The sequence below is a fragment of the Microcystis sp. M_OC_Ca_00000000_C217Col genome (genome assembly GCF_007095585.1).
GTDB lineage: Bacteria > Cyanobacteriota > Cyanobacteriia > Cyanobacteriales > Microcystaceae > Microcystis > Microcystis panniformis.
Genome location: NZ_SFBV01000047.1, coordinates 1 through 18,368, shown reverse-complemented (window position 1 = coordinate 18,368; position 18,368 = coordinate 1). Strand labels below are relative to the sequence as shown.

At 44.4% G+C, this 18,368-nt stretch carries 15 protein-coding genes; 11 read left to right on the top strand and 4 right to left on the bottom strand.

The features are described 5' to 3' along the window. Positions 1-385 precede the first annotated feature (385 nt). Positions 386-1,876 carry an HMA2 domain-containing protein gene (locus tag EWV66_RS02705; RefSeq protein WP_072923669.1) on the bottom strand — a complete coding sequence of 497 codons (1,491 nt, stop codon included), beginning with the start codon at positions 1,874-1,876 and terminating at the stop codon, positions 386-388. 458 nt (positions 1,877-2,334) lie between these two features. Here EWV66_RS02705 and EWV66_RS02700 point away from each other — a divergent pair, with 458 nt between their 5' ends. The 6 genes from EWV66_RS02700 to EWV66_RS02675 are packed head-to-tail and all read left to right on the top strand — an operon-like array spanning position 2,335 to position 7,271. After that, positions 2,335-2,490, top strand: coding sequence for a YciI family protein (locus tag EWV66_RS02700; protein WP_002786959.1), 156 nt, complete (start codon positions 2,335-2,337; stop codon positions 2,488-2,490). 51 nt (positions 2,491-2,541) lie between these two features. Next, positions 2,542-4,089, top strand: coding sequence for a bifunctional pantoate--beta-alanine ligase/(d)CMP kinase (locus EWV66_RS02695; protein WP_052278290.1), 1,548 nt, complete (start codon positions 2,542-2,544; stop codon positions 4,087-4,089). Beyond that, entirely contained in the window at positions 4,074-4,574 is a 501-nt protein-coding gene (locus EWV66_RS02690) for a type II toxin-antitoxin system VapC family toxin (protein ID WP_052278291.1), read from the top strand. The genes EWV66_RS02695 and EWV66_RS02690 overlap by 16 nt, the downstream gene beginning before the upstream one ends. Positions 4,575-4,584: 10 nt before the next feature. Next, positions 4,585-6,408 carry a phosphodiester glycosidase family protein gene (locus EWV66_RS02685; RefSeq protein ID WP_052278292.1) on the top strand — a complete coding sequence of 608 codons (1,824 nt, stop codon included), beginning with the start codon at positions 4,585-4,587 and terminating at the stop codon, positions 6,406-6,408. Between the two features lie 14 nt (positions 6,409-6,422). Then, on the top strand, positions 6,423-6,746 hold the full coding sequence (locus EWV66_RS02680; RefSeq protein WP_002765298.1) for a phasin family protein: 324 nt from the start codon (positions 6,423-6,425) through the stop codon (positions 6,744-6,746). A gap of 6 nt (positions 6,747-6,752) precedes the next feature. Further along, positions 6,753-7,271, top strand: a complete 519-nt coding sequence (locus EWV66_RS02675) for an FKBP-type peptidyl-prolyl cis-trans isomerase (RefSeq protein ID WP_002786963.1) — start codon at positions 6,753-6,755, stop codon at positions 7,269-7,271. 87 nt (positions 7,272-7,358) lie between these two features. On the opposite strand, the gene psb28 is transcribed toward EWV66_RS02675, so the two are convergent. Continuing rightward, positions 7,359-7,697 carry a photosystem II reaction center protein Psb28 gene (gene psb28 / locus EWV66_RS02670; RefSeq protein WP_002786964.1) on the bottom strand — a complete coding sequence of 113 codons (339 nt, stop codon included), beginning with the start codon at positions 7,695-7,697 and terminating at the stop codon, positions 7,359-7,361. A gap of 1,209 nt (positions 7,698-8,906) precedes the next feature. On the opposite strand from psb28, the gene EWV66_RS02665 reads away from it, so the two are divergent. Next, positions 8,907-9,911 carry a PEP-CTERM sorting domain-containing protein gene (locus EWV66_RS02665; protein WP_052278293.1) on the top strand — a complete coding sequence of 335 codons (1,005 nt, stop codon included), beginning with the start codon at positions 8,907-8,909 and terminating at the stop codon, positions 9,909-9,911. A gap of 455 nt (positions 9,912-10,366) precedes the next feature. Beyond that, a complete protein-coding gene (locus EWV66_RS02660; RefSeq protein ID WP_287107238.1) occupies positions 10,367-11,875 on the top strand; it encodes a helicase C-terminal domain-containing protein in 1,509 nt (502 codons plus the stop codon). A 153-nt stretch (positions 11,876-12,028) separates the two neighbouring features. Here EWV66_RS02660 and EWV66_RS02655 read toward each other — a convergent pair whose 3' ends face one another. Beyond that, positions 12,029-13,576, bottom strand: coding sequence for an FAD-dependent oxidoreductase (locus EWV66_RS02655; protein WP_287107237.1), 1,548 nt, complete (start codon positions 13,574-13,576; stop codon positions 12,029-12,031). Here EWV66_RS02655 and EWV66_RS02650 point away from each other — a divergent pair. Continuing rightward, positions 13,561-13,695 carry a hypothetical protein gene (locus EWV66_RS02650; RefSeq protein WP_287115892.1) on the top strand — a complete coding sequence of 45 codons (135 nt, stop codon included), beginning with the start codon at positions 13,561-13,563 and terminating at the stop codon, positions 13,693-13,695. The two genes, EWV66_RS02655 and EWV66_RS02650, sit on opposite strands and share 16 nt — an antisense overlap. A gap of 231 nt (positions 13,696-13,926) precedes the next feature. Here EWV66_RS02650 and EWV66_RS02645 read toward each other — a convergent pair whose 3' ends face one another. Next, positions 13,927-14,262, bottom strand: a complete 336-nt coding sequence (locus EWV66_RS02645; protein WP_287107236.1) for a hypothetical protein — start codon at positions 14,260-14,262, stop codon at positions 13,927-13,929. A 175-nt stretch (positions 14,263-14,437) separates the two neighbouring features. Here EWV66_RS02645 and EWV66_RS02640 point away from each other — a divergent pair, with 175 nt between their 5' ends. Continuing rightward, positions 14,438-16,039 carry a 2-isopropylmalate synthase gene (locus EWV66_RS02640; RefSeq protein ID WP_287107235.1) on the top strand — a complete coding sequence of 534 codons (1,602 nt, stop codon included), beginning with the start codon at positions 14,438-14,440 and terminating at the stop codon, positions 16,037-16,039. A gap of 752 nt (positions 16,040-16,791) precedes the next feature. Beyond that, positions 16,792-18,042 (top strand): RNA polymerase sigma factor RpoD, encoded by a 1,251-nt coding sequence (gene rpoD, locus EWV66_RS02635; RefSeq protein WP_502705649.1) that lies wholly within the window; start codon positions 16,792-16,794, stop codon positions 18,040-18,042. Positions 18,043-18,368 lie beyond the last annotated feature (326 nt).

Below are 18,368 nucleotides of genomic sequence, written 5' to 3'. Positions count from 1 at the left end.
AAGCGGTCATGGTCAATATTATTAGTCATGTAATATCATCTTAACTAATCTGAGCGATGAATGACTACTCTTATCTATTGTATTCTGAAAAGTCGGTTTTGGCAACGGATTGTTATGATTTCACCCCCTTAACCCACAGCGATTGCCAAATTTGCCCAAAAACCATCAGATTGAGCTAAATCGAACAAACTATCGTAAACAGCAGGAAAAATCGGCAACAGGGTAGAAATCATGACATTAACTGCAAAAGTTTATTTCTAACAGTTTTAGCCCAACAATCCCCAATTTTTCAAGGGTGCTATCACAAAAATTAACATTTATTACAAGAAAACGGGTTTCTCAAAGAAACCCATTTTCTAAATAGTTTCTCAAAGAAACCCGTTTTCTAAGGGGTTAGTTTCGGGGAGCGCAGGCTGTTCAATTCTGCGAGGATGGCTGAACTGCCGTTGATTGCGGCGGCTGCCACCGGGTTGAGTCCCGAAAATGCCCCGACTGCCACCACTAACAGGTTGGGCAGGGTAGCGATCGCCAAACTCCCGTAGGCAGTGGCAAGGGTATGCCGCGCCAGAGCAAAGGTGTAGCCGAGGGGCTGGAGATCCTGGCTGTGCAAGATGACATCTGCGGCCGCTTCAAAATCCCCTCTCCCTAGAGAAATGACCACCTGATCCTCCTGGGCAGCCAAGCAATCAGTACCACTGTCGGTTATCCAAGCCACCCGCTTACCTTGGCGGTGCAACTGTTCTTGGAGGCCCTCAACAGCAGCCGCATCGGTGGCGAAGTGGATGCACTGATAAGGGATGCCCCAACTCACCGGCAGCTCCGGGGTAATCAAGTCCTGGAAACTTTCGCGAGTAAAGACCAGAGTATCCACCTGAGCCAGCTTTTCCAGTACCCTGGCATTGCGGATGTAAACGCCTTGTCGCGCTGCCGCCGTCAGGGTCGAAACCACTGCCAAGGGAGTAACGCCCCGCAGGGAAACCCCGATGTCGAGGGGTAACAGCGCACTCGCACGCCCCAAGTCTCCCGTCAGGATTGCCCAAGTGCCACTCAGGAACAAAGTGGGTAGGATCGCTCCTTGGGCGACGGGTTTGAGGTTCTGGAGTAGTTCGGTTTTTTCGACGGAATCTAGCCACCCTTCTCGAGCTGCCTCGGGAACGGGAGCGAACCGCTGCCGGTCAGAGAGCCAGTGGATTTCTGCATCTTCTTGCTCGAACAGCAGGTATAGCTCGTCTTCTAGCTGTTGGAGCTTGCTCTGGCGCAGGCTCTCTCCCACTGCTGCCAGATTGAGGGCGAGTGCGCCGGCGATGTTGTTACCTTGCAGCAGTTGGTAGCTCAACCAGAGGGCATCGAGGCAGTCTATTGTCACTTGTCCCTGCTGGGTGAGGGCTTGGCCAACCCTCTGCCAGAGAGGAATTGAAGCCGCAAGGACAATTCCCCCCACAATCGAGAAGGGCAGTTCTAGGGGAGCAGCAGCGATCGCCACAGCCAAGGTTAAGGCCGGCATCCCTAAAGTTGGCCAAGTCCCCTGATTCCTAGCCCCGACTTTCTCGCTTGGATTTGGCTCTCTTTCCCGGCCGGCCGCTGGGATGGCCGCTTGCAAGTAATCTAGGATGGCCGTTGCTGACAGCATTTCCGCCTGGTAGGAGACAATCAGGGAGCAGGCTGCGGCATTGATGCGGCTCTCGCTGATGGCAGTGGTTCTAAGCAGCGATCGCTGTAAGCGTCTGGCAAATTCGTCATCCCAATTGAGGCGAGGAATGCGAATTCGCAGCCGTCCCGGAATTTGATGGGCGACTTGCCAATCTACCCACTCAGGGGGTGCTGGGGAATTTTCTGCCGCTTGAACTGGTGCGGGAGTCAGAGTTGTTGTCGTCATGGTGAGGTGATTTCGAGAGGGGCTACCGACTGGCAGCGGGACGAACAAGACATTCAAAAGCAGGCTGACAGCAGCGACGTAGATGATACCAGTTTTCGACTTCCATAACCATTGTTGTAGAGTCGAGGTTAACCCCGGCAGCGGCAGAAGGGTAATACGGGGAAAAAGTCGCCCTCAAGGTAGGGTTGATTCATGAATCAACCCTACCTTGAATCAACCCTAGGGGGCAGGGGGTATCAAAGACAAAATCTATCTTCTATTTAACCAGAACCACTTAATTATCGGAACTAAAAAAGGCTTATATATATTTCAGCACGGATTCCCATTATAATAAAAAGTATAGGTCAAATCGAGGAATTTTGTCAAGTCTTTTTTGCCATTAATCTATATAATTTTCGGGATGCTTACCAGTCATTGTCCTGAAAAAAATTATGCCCTAGTTTGTCAAACAAGCCTATGTGCAGCGGTTAACCGAGACAGGACAGGAGACAAAAACGAGTTATTGGCTAGAAAGAGGCGATGGGATGTTATTATTTAAAGCCGATTCCCCGGAAGCAGCCGAATCGATCATCGGGCAGCATCCCCTGATTAAAAATGGCTATGTGGAGTATTAACTGCACGAATGGCGAATAGTAGTGGAATAGGCTATTAAAGGAGTGAACCCTGTGCAAATATTCACGACAATCCCCGGTTTACGCACTTTTTTGGCTGATTATCGCCCCGATCACAGTATTGCCCTCGTGCCAACCATGGGCGCTCTCCATAAAGGTCATGCTAGTCTAATTCGACGCGCAGTGACGGAAGCGGAGGTGACTGTGGTTAGTATTTTTGTTAATCCTCTACAATTTGGCCCTACAGAGGATTTTTCTCGCTATCCCCGCACCTTTGAAAGCGATCGCCAATTGTGTGAATACTTGGGAGTTGCTGCTATTTTTGCTCCGAGTGCGGAAACTTTAGGAATTGGTGATTCTGAGGAGATAACCGCAGTTGTTCCCCCGATTTCTCTGACTAGCGGGTTATGTGGTGCTTTTCGTCCAGGACATTTTCAGGGAGTAGCCACAATTGTCACGCGGTTGTTTAATATTATTGCACCGACGATCGCCTATTTTGGCGAAAAGGATGCCCAACAGTTAGCGATTATCCGGCAATTAGTCAGAGATTTAAATTTAGCGATCGAGATTCGCGCTTGTGCTACAGTGCGAGAAACATCGGGATTAGCCGTTAGTTCTCGCAATCAGTATCTATCAGCCACAGAAAGGGAAAAAGCGACAATTATCCCCCAAAGTTTGCAATTAGCTCTCGAAAGTTTTCGTTTAGGGGAAAGACAAAGGGAAAAACTACTGGCTATTGTCCAAAAAAATCTCGACAGAGTGCCAGAATTTCGCTGTCAGTATCTGGATTTAGTCCATCCCCAGAGTTTACAACCGATCGAGCAGATCGAAGCAAGGGGCTTATTAGCGATCGCTGGATTGATCGGTCAAACCCGTTTAATTGATAATATTATCTTGTGTCAACGTCGGCCAGTTATCGCTATTGATGGGCCTGCTGGAGCGGGAAAATCGACAGTCACGCGCTTAGTAGCGGAAAAATTGGGGTTAACCTATCTCGATACCGGTGCGATGTATCGCGCAGTGACATGGTTAGTGGTGAATTCCGGTCTGGATTTGTCCGCAGAAGCGGCCATCGCCGAGTTATTATCTTTAGCGAAGATAGCAATAATTCCGGCCGATAGTCCCGAAAATGTGACTATAGTGAAGATTAATGGGCAGGATGTGACTTTAGAGATTCGCTCTCCCGCAATTACCGCGCAAGTGTCCAGAATTGCCGCTCAAAAAGCGGTGCGACAGCAGTTAGTCACCCTGCAAAGACAGCTGGGAATGTCGGGGGGAATAGTTGTGGAAGGTCGAGATATTGGTACTAATGTTTTCCCAGAAGCGGAATTAAAGATTTTCTTGACAGCGACACCCGAAGAAAGAGCGAGAAGGAGATTAAAAGACTTAGAAGCGCAGGGAAATGGGGGTATTAGTCTCACAGAATTAACCCAAGAGATTGAAAAAAGGGATTATTTGGATAGTAATCGCTCCCTAGCACCCCTGCGAAAAGCCGCAGATGCGATCGAAGTTAATACCGATAATCTCAGTATTACAGAAGTCACGGAAAAAATCATTGCTCTTTATCATCAAGGAGAAGAAAATCAATGGGGAAGTCTCTAGTTTTTTTAGATACTGATGTTTTGATTTCTTATCTACGAGGAGATCTAGCCAGTGTACATTTATTCGATCGAGAAATACTCGATCGCGTTTGTCTTGCTATTAATGCGATCGTTTTACAAGAGTTATTATTTTTGGCAGAAGTTCGTAATCATCCTGAAATAGTCGATCGGATTCAAGAAAAGGTGACTATCTTGGATTTTGATTTAGTTAAACTTGATCAATATTGGCAAAATGCTAGAGATATTCGCAATATTTTGGTACACTCGAATGATGTTTTAATTTTAAGTAGTGCCGCTAATTGTGATTATTTAGTTACCTATGATCAAAAACTTAAAAAAGCCTCTAGTTATCTATATAACTCTAAACCGATGGTAGTAACACCTGAAGAATTATTAGAGGTTATTTATCAAAAAAATATAGTCCCTTCTAGCCTCTCTTGCCAAGGATATAAATCCTCAAATTTTCCCTTAACTCAGGTGATTTAGGGGGATAATTATGAAGTTAAATTACCTGACTTTCTCATCTATCTGTTTAACGGTAACTTCCTTGATAATTATCGCCAGTCCAGCTATATCTTTAGCCGATCATAGATCACCAATAACTTTAGCTTCTAGGGATTTATCAAACCAGCAACAGGGACGAACAATTATTCTTAATGGTCGTTCTTTGCCCGTTTCTTGGCGACAGTGGACAGCAGCAAATAGTACCAGAATTGCCATGGGTGACACGGGAGCAAGACAATTATTCGGCATGGATTTTCTTAGCACAAATGATCCGAAAAAGCAACCGATAAGCTGGTTTAATTTACAAACTTTATCGGCTAATTTGATCAATCCCGATCGCTGGTTAGACGTTACGGATATTTTACTAAAAATGGGGGCAACAACCACTATTAATGGCGATAGTTTAAATATTAACTTTCCTGCTCCTCAGATTGAAGATATTCAGCTAGAAAATTATGGGGCAGTACAAAGGATTATTATTCAACTTGATCGCCCGACCTTTTGGCAAGTTAGTCAGGCAAAAAATCAAGCAGTGATTACCCTAGAAGGAAATACCCAGCAATCGCTTATCTCTAGGTTTCAACCCAAAACTGTTAGTAACAGTAATCAAAATAACGATGAAGATGATCTAGGTAACTCTAATAATAACTTAGCCACTCAGATTACTTCCTTAGAAAATAATGGGGTGATCAGTCGTTTAAAAGTTAACCTTCCCACTGCCTACGGATTACAGATCAGCAGTGTGGATAATCCTCCCCGAATTATCATTGATTCTCGTCCCGATGCTATGGATGAAAAGCGCATTGTTTGGCAACCAGGGTTAGTCTGGAATCAAAAATATATCCAGTTAGATCAAGATTGGTTTCCCGTGACTTGGTTAGAAATCGATCCCAGAAATCCTCAGATAACTATTAAACCAATCACCGCTAATTCCACCTCAATGCGCGGCACTAATCCCCTGATCACGATTAATAGCGAAAGTAATGCGGTAGCGATGATTAATGGCGGCTTTTTTAATCGTAATAATCAGTTACCTTTGGGGGCAATTCGTGTGGATGGTAAATGGTTATCCGGACCAATTTTAAACCGAGGAGCGATCGCATGGGATAATCGTGGTAAAATCAGGATCGATCGCCTGAGTTTAGAGGAAACTCTCATTACTGCCACCGGACAACGTTTTCCCCTAACCCAGTTAAATAGTGCCTTTGTAGCAGCCGGCTGCAGTCGTTATACTCGTGATTGGGGAAGTAATTATCATCCCCTCACCGAGCGCGAAACCGGGTTAGTCGTGCAAGGCGATCGCATAACGGAGAAATTAAATAATCTTTTGCCACAGGATAGTATAGACATACCAGAAAATAGCTATTTAGTCATCTGCCGAAAGACAGATATTAATTTAAATATTGGTGAGAGAGTCAATCTCGATAGCGTCACCCTACCGAGAGATTTTGCTAATTATCCCCAGATTTTAGGTGCTGGTCCCCTATTATTGCAGAATGGGCGCATAGTTTTAGATGGAAATGCCGAAAAATTTAGTCCGGCATTCCAAAATCAACAAGCTTCCCGCAGTGCGATCGCAGTTAGTCAAGAAGGAAAAATTTTGCTAGTGGCTATCCATAATCGCGTCGGAGGAAGGGGGGCAACTTTAGGCGAATTAGCCCGAATTTTGCTGTTAATGGCGGCAAAGGACGGTTTAAACCTAGATGGGGGTAGTTCCACTGGAATAGCCTTGGCGGGTTATCTGCTCGATCGCTCTGCCGTTACCGCCGCAAAAGTCCATAATGGAATAGGAATATTTTTATCACCGTCTCCTTGAAGGGGGTGAAAACAATGGATAATAGCGACTGGATTAAACAATTGCTGCTGATGGGTATTGGCACTACTTCCATGGTGGCAGAAAAGATCAAAGAAGTGAGCGATGAATTAGTCAAAGACGGTAAAATCAATTCTGATCAGGCTAAAAACTTTGTCGATGATCTGATGACACAGATGAAGTCTGAACAGGGGAACTTCGAGAATAACTTAGAACGCTATATTCGCCATATTTTGCAGGATTTAGGGGTTCCCCGACAATCGGAAATGGACGAACTGCGGGGAAGGATTGATAGATTAGAACGACAGGTGAGAGACTTAGAGAATAAACTCTGGCGTTAGGGAACTATGAAATCAATGCGCGAAATCTTGCTCAGTTTTGCTATTATTGCGGTTTGTGGCTTATTTTTAATCGCTGCTTCCCTCTTTGGTGGGGGGGAAAAAACCAATGCGATCGCCGCAGAAATCGATCCACCCCCTATCACTCAAACTATTAATAAGGAAATCATCTCCATGGATTTAGATCAAGCAGTTACCACCGATTCGGGACTAAAATACATCGATATAGTGGAAGGAACCGGAGAAAGTCCCCAAAAAGGTCAAAAAGTGACTGTTCACTACACGGGAACCCTGACAGACGGCAAAAAATTCGATAGTTCCAAGGATCGCAATCAACCTTTTACCTTTACCATTGGAGTTGGTCAAGTGATCAAAGGATGGGATGAGGGAGTCGCATCGATGAAAGTCGGTGGGCAGCGTACCTTAATTATCCCCCCAGAATTAGGTTATGGTGCGCGGGGTGCTGGTGGGGTGATTCCTCCCAACGCGACTTTACTTTTCGATGTGGAATTGTTGGGAGTCAAATAAATAGGTTTTTCCTCTGATTTCTTACCTCTACCCGCATCGCTTCTGAATGCGGGTTTTTTGACAGATTGCTAGAAGCTAAGGGCAAAATCAAGAGGATTTAGTAAATTCTAGACCGTTTTCGCTGCCGTAACGTTCCATAAAACGCATAAAACGATCCCACTCTGCGGGAGAATTAAAAATAACCGTAGCTTCGATCGCCATGGGTTTACCGTTGATAAATTTGCCTTTTACTTCCCTGGTGACGATTTCCCCCTCCTCATCAATGAGATACATCCCCGTGATTTCCTCGGTTTGTTGATCTCCGAGGATAGTCGGTTGATCAAAATAAAATTTTGCCGATCCCTTCTCTCCCGTTTTCGTGCGACTTAAGCGGATATCGGGAACAACTGATTCTTTTAACCCCCTGGAAAACTGAATTTCTGCCATTACTTTTCTTTATCCTTCTCATAAAACACGCCTTTCTACATCATCTCACACCAAGTCGCAAGTAAAAAGCAGATGGGACAGCATAAGCTCAAAATATCAATACCAGTACCATTTTTCCTGATTCGTAGGCGGCCTATCCATTGGTAACATCTTTCTTTACATAGGGTCTGCTGAAAAAGTTTGTTGGTGGGGGCAGGGTGTGGGGTGTGGGGTGTGGGGTGTGGGGTGTAGGGTTTTCCCGATTTTGAGGTAGTCAGTTACCTAAAATTCAGGGAAAAAGTCCTGGAATTTTACCCGCGATCACTCCAATGGTCAGCACTTTTTGAGGGGAAAAAAGTCTAAAAACCTTATCCAACAATGTTTTTAGATTTATTCCAGCAGACCCTACATAAAATTTGACAAACAGACAAAAGTGTGCAATCTGGCTCAAGTTGGTTCTCTGAGGGAACTAATTTGATGGAATAGTTCCGGGGTTGTAGTCGGTTGTTAATTTCCATGTCCTCTATAGTACATCCCCTGTCGGGGTTCTGTCCCTTCTTAATAAAAACTTTTTATTGCGTGTGTTTTAACTTACTTGTGTCCTTAAATACTTCTTTTACTGCGTCAAATCACACAAGTCTTTATATGAAGGCTGTACGATCATGTTTGGTGTAGATTAAATTGTTGCCATTGCTTCCCGTTTCTCATCCAGACTGTGTTGAGATTTGTCAAAGCTAATTGCAAAAGTAATCTTTTACATCCAATGGTTTTTAAGTCTGTTAGCACGCTATGTCTGTGTGATAATTTTTGCTTATGTAAGGTTAAATGCTTACTGGGCAAGACTTTTAGGACTATTTTGAAAGAAGAAACTATCAGTATAGACCTCGTTTACACACAGAAACCAGAAGAGCCCAAGAACCTAAGCTGGAAACGCTCACCCTATTTCAAAAACGCCCAAAAACGGCGTTCTGGGAGAGATTTTGGGGTGTGAGTATAATTAACCATCTCTGCCATTACTTTTGAAAAATTTGACTTAAACAAATTATGAATAGATATGCAGTCTATTAGCAGTTATCTTAACAGTGAGATACGAAGTTTCTGGTTTTAGAGAACGACGCAACGGCGGAACGTCGGAATATTATCTGATCGTCCAGAGATGATGACAAATACCGCCATACTTCATCCTCATGATAAACGCTATAATCTAAAAGTTGTTGCCAGTTGCTCATCATGAAAAAACTTACTTATTCATTGCTCCCCCTGGGGATTACTGTTGGACTTTGCCTAAACATTGCCCCTGCTTCCGCTAGTTTGGTGGTACAAAATGTCATTTCCAACGCCGCCCTTTCTATTGACGGCTTCGGAAGCACAACTAACAGTGGATTTATTCAAGCCAATATACCCACAGGTTCTACTATTCAGAGGGCTTATCTCTATGCCACTTCCGTCTGGGATATGAGTCCAGTTTACGGAGTAACTTTTAATGGGAGTACACTTTCCTTGGGTTCAGCAACTATTCTTGGTCCCAATCAAAACCCAGCCACCACCGCCCGTTGGGATGTCACCAGTATCATCGCTTCTTCTTTTACGGGAGGATTACAAGACTTTAGTATCGTTGAGAATGGCGATAACGATGGTGCGGTTCTTGTCGTTGCCTACAGCAATTCTTCTACCCAAGGTTTTACCTCGGTTATTTTAGACGGGGAACTGTCCACCGGGGGAGACACGAGCCAGTTTGATTTTGCCAGTCCTTACACTGGGGGAGATTTTCTGGTTTCCCTCGCCTCTAGTTATAGCCGTCAACCGAGTGGGCAAGCCACTGAGATTGACGTAACCACTAATTCGACCAATAATCGACGATTAACCAGTAGCGCAGGAGGACAGGATGATGGCGAAGGAGCCCGAGGAGGCTTAATAACTGTTGGGGGGATAGGTGACAGTCCTACTAACCCCGGCCCGTTCGATTCCCCCTTCAGTGGGCCGCGAATCGATGATGAATACTATAATCTCGCTCTTGGCAATAGTGCTAATCCTGACGCTTTTATCTCGCATGGAGATACCTTCCTGCGCTTAAAAACAGTGAACCCAACCAATGATGATAACGTTTTCGGAATGTTTATCACCAGTGAATTTAAGATCACTGCCACTCCCGTCCCCGAGCCATCCATGACACTGGGCATTTTTGGTATCGGTGCCATCGGAGCCTTAATATCTCGTCGTGGTAAAAAATCCTAACAGAAAATAAACCTGACAATTTAAGGCTGTAAATTGCGGTAAAAAGCCATAAAATGTTCAATTGTGGTTTTTTATCGCTTTTTTTACCGCAAAATCACATTTACCTAGGGTTTGCTGAAAAAGTTTTCGGTGGGGGTAGGGTGTGGGGTGTGGGGTGTGGAGTGTAGGATTTTACCGATTTTCATCTGCTCAATTACCTAATTTTCAGGGAAAAAGTCCCGGAATTTTCCCCCTGCTCACTCCCAGACGAGGCACTTTTGGATTTCAAAAAGGTCAAAAGCCTTATTTTAAAAGGGTTTTACCATTATTCAGCAACCCTACCTAGTTTCTAGGTTTTTACCGTTCCAAGATAAAATTTGAGCTTCAACCTAAATCACCGTAAGAGAGTCTCGGAGTGCAATCAGTGGCAAAATCAAGGCTATGATCGATCACTGATAACCAATAACTGAGATGAGATGGTTTTATTAGAAGCAGCGGTTCATTCTTCCCTACGCGCTTTTTTACGCGAACAAGGACGCTTTTACTGGTCTCATCATCTCACTATGGGGCGACTGGTGGCTAGAGCTTTACGCCTAAAACGTTCCTCTCTCATACAAACTGGAACTACTCTCACCCGTTATTGTCTCAGTTATCTCACCCCAGCCCTTTTGGGTAATACACCTGTTCTGATTGTTGCCCCAGAGTCGGAAGTAAACCTACTGTTAGAAGTGGAAATACCCCGTCTGCAAGCATGGTTACAAACTCAGCGAGATATCCTCAAAAGCGATCGCTTTCCGGCTAATTTTACCGGTTTACTCCTCACCACACCCCAACAATGGTTAGAGGATAAATTGGGCAATCTCGGTCATTTTCCCCAGAATATCGCCACTATAATCGATCGAGCCGAAGATTTAGAAACTTGTCTAGTAGATTATCTCACCGTCACCATTACTCCCGAACAATGGTCTGCTTTAGAGTCAGCATATCCCCAGCATAGAGAGTATATAGACTTAATTAAAGCACAACTTAGCCAAAGTATTCTTGGTCATCCAATTAATCCCTATAATTGCTATCTTATCGATGCCAAGGAAAAAGAATATATAATTGCTCTCCTGCAACGCTTGCATCAAGATTTAGCCACTGATTCTGCTTGGCAACTTTTAGCGGCAAAAATCCCCGAACATAATTATCTCCTCTGGACATCAGTAGATCGAGAGCGAGAAGAATTTACCCTAAAAATCAGTCCTTTGGAGGTGGCTAGTTTTTTCAAACCAATTTGGCAGCAGCAACCCTTTGTTTTAATCGGCAGTTTTTTAGATAGCGAAAAATCCGCTAATTTATACCGTCAAAATCAAGGTATCGGAGAAATTTTAACTCTAAAGTTTGCAGCCGATCGCGAAAGTGAATATATTCATTTATATCTACCCGATCGCATCAGCGCCCCCAATACCCCCGAATTTCAACCGATGTTATTAAAGCAAGTGCGGGAATTAGTTAGTGCTAATCATACCAGTGAACAACCGATAGTAATTCTGATTGAAGATGTTCCCCTCAAAGCACAAATTGCCACCCAAATCGCAGCCGATTACGGTTCGCGAGTACAAGTGGAAAAAACTGGGATTAATAGTAATACTATTCTGGTTTCTGGTTGGCAATTCTGGCAAACCCATCAAGAAAAATTTCTCACCCCCAGTTTATTAATTATCGCTACTTTACCCTTACCTTCCCCCGAAAATCCTCTTGTTGCTGGCAAAATTGCTTACTATAAACGACAACATCTCGACTGGTTTCGTGCCTATCTTTTACCCACAGCAGTGAGGGAAATTCAGAAATCTGTTCAGTCTCTCCGGGAGTGTCAAGGTTGTGTGGCTGTCCTCGATAATCGTGTCAATGCTCGCAGTTATGGCCGACAAATTCTCTCCGCTTTAGAACCCTATGCTAAAGTTAATTATCTCGATCAACAATTTTTTCAAGATAAAGATTAAATCAGTTATCAGTTATCAGTTATCAGTTATATTTTAGGTTCGATCCCCCCTGCCCCCCTTGATAAGGGGGGTGCCGATAGGCGGGGGGATCCCCCCTGCCCCCCTTGATAAGGGGGGTGTCTGACAACTTTTAACGCCTACCTACTTATCAGTTTACTGTTTACTGATAAAATCTCCCCCAGAGCCATATTTCCAACTATCCAAATAACGATGATAAAGATATTTTTGCTTGTCGGGTAACTTTTCTAAAACAGGTTTTAAGCTGGCTGCTAAGGGATATAAACCACTATACAAAGCTAAATTAAAATAATGTCCCGTCCAATCGATAAAAGGACTGATACCCACTTGTGGAATCATCGGTAAAACTAATTGAGGATTAACCAAAGGCAAAGTTTTTGAGAGGGAAGAAAACTGCACCACATCCTGTAAAAACGGTTTTAATACCTCATCTCCCAACTTATCCATTACCCGAAAAACTCCACTCATTAAGTCATTAATTTGATTGGGATTAGGGTTAGCAGACATCCGGACACTCATGGTTTTTTGAAATAGCCACGTTACCGATATATTCGGTTGATAGGGTTGTAAAAGATCTAAATCTTCTCGACTTAAAGCATCGATTTGTAAAGCTTCCTCGATGGCGAAAGTTAGCCTTTTTAAATGCCTAACCATTGCCCCAAAACCACCAAAACTGACCGGAGATTGACTACCGCTACTATCTCCCACTGCTAGAATTCTTGACCAAGGCATTTTTAAAGGACTTTGACGATAGGCAGGGAAAAAACCCGCTAGAAAACGCTGAAATTTTACCGCTTCTAAATCTACCTTTTGATACTCTGGCAGTAATCTTAAATACTCCTCCATCAAAAATTCTAAACTAAAGCGATCGGGATGGGTATCAAGATAGGTAAATAAATAAGTTGTCCGACCATCCTTAGCGGGAAATGCTTCCCAAAAGTATTGACATTGGTGCAAGATTGGGGTAAAAGAATAAATCAAATCACCAGTTTCATTACTGGGAAAACCCTGACCGCAACTACCCACCACTAAACAAACTCCATCGGGTTTTTCTCCTTTTCTGGCCTGTTTTGCAATTGGCGAAAAATGACCCATGGCATCGATTAATAAACGGGTTTTTAAAGTTACTTCTCCCGTTTTAACCATTACCCCGTCAGGATGAATAATTGCCCCGCTAAACCCGGAATTTTCTAATAACTTTCCTCCCGCTTGCAAAAACTTAGTTTTTAAAGTCTCTAGCAAATAAACCGGATCAACACCAATATTTAAAATATCTCTAACCCAAAGCTCATAACCTTGATAAAATCCCACCCTAGCAGGATTATATTCTGTCGCTATTGCTTGATTTAATTCCGCTTCGGTCAATAAATCTAACTCTAAAAAACTGCTTAATTCTAAACGGGAAATATTCCACTCCTGCTCACGACCGCGCAGAATACCTCTTTCTAATAATGCCACACGCCAGCCCCTAGTTTGTAAAGCAGCCCCGATAAAAATTCCCAGGGTTCCCCCCGCAATAACTAGATCAAAATCCGTCTCTCCTAAAGATTCTTGACTTTGATTAATTACCGTAGGAATAAGCGGATTTTCTAAACGCAAAGCTTGCCAAGTTCGATCGCTGGCTCGCAATTGTTGTAAACTCTGAGGAGATACTCGATCGAGTAAAGATGCAACTAAAGACATTATCAGTTATCAGTTATCAGTTATCAGTTATCAGTTATCAGTTATCAGTTATCAGTTATCAGTTATCAGTTATCAGTTATCAGTTATCAGTTATCAGTTATCAGTTATCAGTTAAGTAGTCATGCAAAATAAATTTCCTAGTGAAGACAGGCAAGAGGCAATAGGCAAGAGGCAAAAGCTTTATCGAAATGTGTAATTAATTTTGCTTAGGTACTTATCAGTTATCAGTTATCAGTTATCAGTTATCAGTTCACTGACTGATAACTCAAAAAAACATCCCTCTAGTCGTTTCCTAACAGTAGAGACTTGCCACTTCACCATTAAGAAACTGCTCTATCCAAACGAGAAACCTATTTAGATGGGAAAAACTTTTTCCCTTCTTCAAAGATTTTATTGATATCCTTGAGAGAAACTCGAAAAATCGCTAAAACTCCTGTAAAGACTAACAAGAAACCGATAAAACTATTCCGATCATAGAGAAATAACCCCACTAAAACGATAAAATAGGGAGAGAGAATTTTACTAATATTTTCAACTACAGTAACCACCTCTGGAGTAGGAGTCTCCACAAGATTAATATCGGTTTTATCCTGATCCGGTTCAAGATTTTGCTTAATCGAAAACATCACCTCCTGTAGGTCTTTTACCTCCGGTGGGTTCGGTTCCTTCCCTGGTTTGCCAAACATTTTTAACTCCCTCGCCAATTTATCTATATCCTCTATGGTAGCCAAAAAAAGGGCAAGCGGGAAAAGCGCGAGCAGGTCGAGAAATTCTCAGGGCAATTTTCCTTATAACCCCCTCGGCCTCGGCTGCTATAATCAGAGGAACAACTCCCAAGTTCGTTAACGGTACAAAAAAACTATGAATACCAGTCCAGACCGTGTGATTATCTTCGATACCACCCTTCGAGATGGGGAACAGTCCCCGGGTGCCGCTTTAAATGTGGATGAGAAGCTAACCATAGCGCGCGCACTGGCACGACTGGGAGTTGATGTCATTGAAGCAGGTTTTCCCCACGCTAGTCCGGGGGACTTTGATGCGGTGCAGAAAATTGCCGCCAGCGTCGGCAGCGAAGCTGATAGCCCGATTATTTGCGGATTAGCCCGGGCTACTCAAAAAGATATCAAATCAGCAGCCGATGCGCTCAGACCCGCCGCCAAGCCCAGAATTCACACCTTCCTAGCCACATCTGATATACATCTCCAATACAAACTTAAGAAGACTCGTCAGGAAGTTCTTGAGATTGTGCCGGAAATGGTGGCCTATGCCAAATCCTTCCTTAATGATGTGGAATTTTCCCCCGAAGATGCCGGCCGCAGCGATCCGGAATTCCTCTATCAAGTCCTCGAAAGAGCGATCGCCGCAGGAGCCACCACCGTTAATATTCCCGATACCGTCGGTTATACCACCCCTAGCGAATTTGGGGCTTTAATCCGGGGAATTAAGGAAAATGTCCCCAATATCGACCAAGCGATTATCTCCGTCCATGGTCACGACGATTTAGGGTTAGCGGTGGCTAATTTCCTCGAAGCAGTTAAAAATGGAGCTCGACAGTTGGAATGTACCATTAACGGTATCGGTGAGCGTGCCGGTAATGCTTCCCTAGAAGAATTGGTGATGGCCCTTCATGTGCGGCGCTCCTATTTTAATCCTTTCCTCGGTCGTCCCCCAGAGTCCACGGAACCTTTAACCAAGATCAACACCAAGGAAATCTATCGCACTTCTCGCCTAGTTTCCAATCTTACCGGCATGATCGTGCAACCGAATAAGGCGATCGTCGGTGCTAACGCTTTCGCACACGAGTCGGGAATCCATCAGGACGGGGTGTTAAAACATAAACTCACCTATGAGATTATGGACGCAGAATCGATCGGTTTGACCCATAATCAGATCGTCCTCGGTAAACTCTCCGGCCGCAACGCTTTTCGCTCTCGTTTACAGGAATTGGGTTTTGAGCTTTCGGAAACGGAACTTAATAACGCTTTTATCCAGTTTAAAGAAATGGCCGATCGCAAAAAGGAAATCACCGATCGCGATCTAGAAGCGATTGTTAACGATGAAATCGATACGGTTCCCGATCACTTCCGCCTCGAATTAGTACAAGTATCCTGTGGCAATAACGCCAGACCCACGGCCACGGTAACGATTCGCACTCCCGACGGTAGCGAGTTATCCGATGCGGCCATTGGTACAGGTCCGGTGGATGCTCTCTGCAAAGCGATCGATCGAGTGGTGCAGATTCCTAACGAATTAATCTCTTTCTCGGTGCGAGAAGTGACCGAGGGAATCGATGCTTTAGGAGAAGTGACTATCCGTCTCCGTTACGAAGGACGCACCTATTCTGCTCGCGCAGCCGATACCGATATTATTGTCGCCTCCGCTCGTGCCTACGTCAGCGCCTTAAACCGTCTCCACGTCGCACTGCAGCAGAAGGAAAAAACCCCCGAAATGCTACAAGTCTAGATAGGGTGTTAGGGTTTTAGGGTTTTAGGGTGTTAGGGTTTTAGGGTTTTAGGGTTTTAGTTGAAATTCCCCCACTTCCCCACCACCCCACTTCCCCACTTCCCCACTTCCCCACTTCCCCACCACCCCACTTCCCCACTTCCCCACTTCCCCACTTCCCCACACCCCACTTCCCCACACCCCAGGGTGCTATTGGAGAAAATCTTAAATTTGTCTCGCAAATTTCTAAAATGTTGCTAAGTTAATATTATGAGCTTGCGCTCTGATTAATCATGGTGCAAAGGTACTAAAACCAGATTCCCGTAAAAGCAATGAGGGATGAAATTTACCCGCAAGAATCCGATCGAATTAAATACAATAGCTAAGGACTAAAAGAATTAGCCAAGGCACCTAGGGATACTGTTCCCCTTGCTTAGTGGAAACAGTTGACCCGTCCAATAATTCCTTGGATTTTTAGCTATCTGGTCAACACCGGGGACAAACCGGCGATCAGATTCCAGTCCTCCAGCCATTTATCCAATTTTTGCAGGAGCCAGATTATGAGTTGACCGAGCTAAAACAGCATTCCGTGTCGCTAAAATCGCATCGACACAAGAGAATTTAAGCAAAAATCTTCTCCCATTTGTTGTAATTAAAGCTACAATCGGAAAAGTCTTTCCCCGTCTCGGATTTGAGACACAAATTTGTTCAGTATCACCTAGATTGAGATTCGATCTTCTAGTTTTGCACAGAAGGAGCAAGAGGAAAACGGCATGACGCAGGCCCACGATGTACTAACCCTTACCGAGCCGCAATTGGATTTAGATTTGATTGACCTAGACGAAGACTTCGATGATGAGGATATCGAGTTAGAGCTAGAAGAAACCAGCGATAGCAACGATGGCAAAAAAAACCGCCGCCTTGCCAGCGCTCGTCGTCGCGACGCCGCTAGAAAAAAACCCTATACAGAAGATTCGATTCGGATTTATCTGCAAGAGATCGGCAGGATTCGGTTATTGAGAGCGGAGGAGGAGATCGAATTAGCGAGAAAAATCGCCGATCTACTGAAATTAGAACGTATTCGCGAAGATTTTCGCCTCTATAGCGATACTGAATGGGGAAAACAGGTTTTCTTGTTCGAGCGCATCGAAAAAATTATCGTTGAAAAATCGGAAAAAGAACCGAAATTATCGGATATTAAGGCTTATTTAGGTAAGACGGAGCTAATGGCTCCCATGCTGGAAGAATGGCAGGCCAAATCAAAGGAATACTTATCGGCCTTTAAGCGTCGATTGTACCATGGTCGTCGCGCTAAGGAAAAAATGGTACAATCGAACCTGCGTTTAGTGGTTTCGATCGCCAAAAAATACATGAATCGCGGTCTTTCCTTCCAAGATTTAATTCAAGAAGGTTCCCTCGGTTTGATCCGCGCCGCCGAAAAATTCGACCACGAAAAGGGTTATAAATTCTCCACCTATGCCACTTGGTGGATTCGTCAAGCCATCACCCGGGCGATCGCCGATCAATCCCGCACCATTCGTCTTCCCGTCCACCTCTACGAAACCATCTCCCGGATCAAAAAAACCACCAAGATTCTTTCTCAGGAAATGCGTCGCAAACCCACCGAGGAAGAAATCGCCACTAAGATGGAGATGACCATCGAAAAACTGCGTTTTATTGCCAAATCCGCTCAATTACCGATTTCTCTAGAGACTCCCATCGGGAAAGAAGAAGATTCCCGTTTAGGAGACTTTATCGAAGCGGATGGGGAAACTCCAGAAGATGAAGTGTCTAAAAATTTATTACGCGAGGATTTAGAAAACGTCCTCGATACCCTTAGTCCTCGCGAACGCGATGTGCTGCGGCTGCGCTACGGTTTAGATGACGGCCGGATGAAAACACTCGAAGAAATCGGCCAGATTTTCAACGTCACTCGCGAGCGCATTCGTCAAATAGAAGCCAAGGCTCTGCGGAAATTGCGTCACCCCAACCGTAATAGTATCCTCAAAGAGTACATTCGTTAATTTCCCGCTCTCAAAAAACTGGCAACTGGGTCTCCTTGAGGCTCAGTTTTCTTGTCATCGGAAATTTTGGGTCTGAAACCCCGCCGTTCTAGGTTGGCTTTACGTTAGAATTAAAAGGCCAGTCTCGAAAACCAAGTGGACGGCGCAGCACCTGGAAAACTCGGCTTAGGGGGTTCCGACCAGAAAAGCTTGGCCGGGTAAAAAGTTGCGCGCAACAAGTACAAGAAGCTATAGGCGGTCAACGTACCGTGGGACACACGGAATCGGGCTTCTGAAATGGGGCGAAAGTCTGTGGACTCTGTGTAAGACAGTACATGGTTTTTTAA

Bases quoted from the DNA above. Each gene is read 5' to 3' on its own strand.
- rpoD (WP_502705649.1), top strand. From the start codon at position 16,792: ATGACGCAGGCCCACGATGTACTAACCCTTACCGAGCCGCAATTGGAT.
- EWV66_RS02655 (WP_287107237.1), bottom strand. From the start codon at position 13,576: ATGTCTTTAGTTGCATCTTTACTCGATCGAGTATCTCCTCAGAGTTTA.
- EWV66_RS02660 (WP_287107238.1), top strand. From the start codon at position 10,367: ATGGTTTTATTAGAAGCAGCGGTTCATTCTTCCCTACGCGCTTTTTTA.
- EWV66_RS02645 (WP_287107236.1), bottom strand. From the start codon at position 14,262: ATGTTTGGCAAACCAGGGAAGGAACCGAACCCACCGGAGGTAAAAGAC.
- EWV66_RS02685 (WP_052278292.1), top strand. From the start codon at position 4,585: ATGAAGTTAAATTACCTGACTTTCTCATCTATCTGTTTAACGGTAACT.
- EWV66_RS02640 (WP_287107235.1), top strand. From the start codon at position 14,438: ATGAATACCAGTCCAGACCGTGTGATTATCTTCGATACCACCCTTCGA.
- EWV66_RS02650 (WP_287115892.1), top strand. From the start codon at position 13,561: ATGCAACTAAAGACATTATCAGTTATCAGTTATCAGTTATCAGTTATC.
- EWV66_RS02665 (WP_052278293.1), top strand. From the start codon at position 8,907: ATGAAAAAACTTACTTATTCATTGCTCCCCCTGGGGATTACTGTTGGA.
- EWV66_RS02705 (WP_072923669.1), bottom strand. From the start codon at position 1,876: ATGACGACAACAACTCTGACTCCCGCACCAGTTCAAGCGGCAGAAAAT.
- EWV66_RS02675 (WP_002786963.1), top strand. From the start codon at position 6,753: ATGAAATCAATGCGCGAAATCTTGCTCAGTTTTGCTATTATTGCGGTT.
- EWV66_RS02690 (WP_052278291.1), top strand. From the start codon at position 4,074: ATGGGGAAGTCTCTAGTTTTTTTAGATACTGATGTTTTGATTTCTTAT.
- psb28 (WP_002786964.1), bottom strand. From the start codon at position 7,697: ATGGCAGAAATTCAGTTTTCCAGGGGGTTAAAAGAATCAGTTGTTCCC.
- EWV66_RS02680 (WP_002765298.1), top strand. From the start codon at position 6,423: ATGGATAATAGCGACTGGATTAAACAATTGCTGCTGATGGGTATTGGC.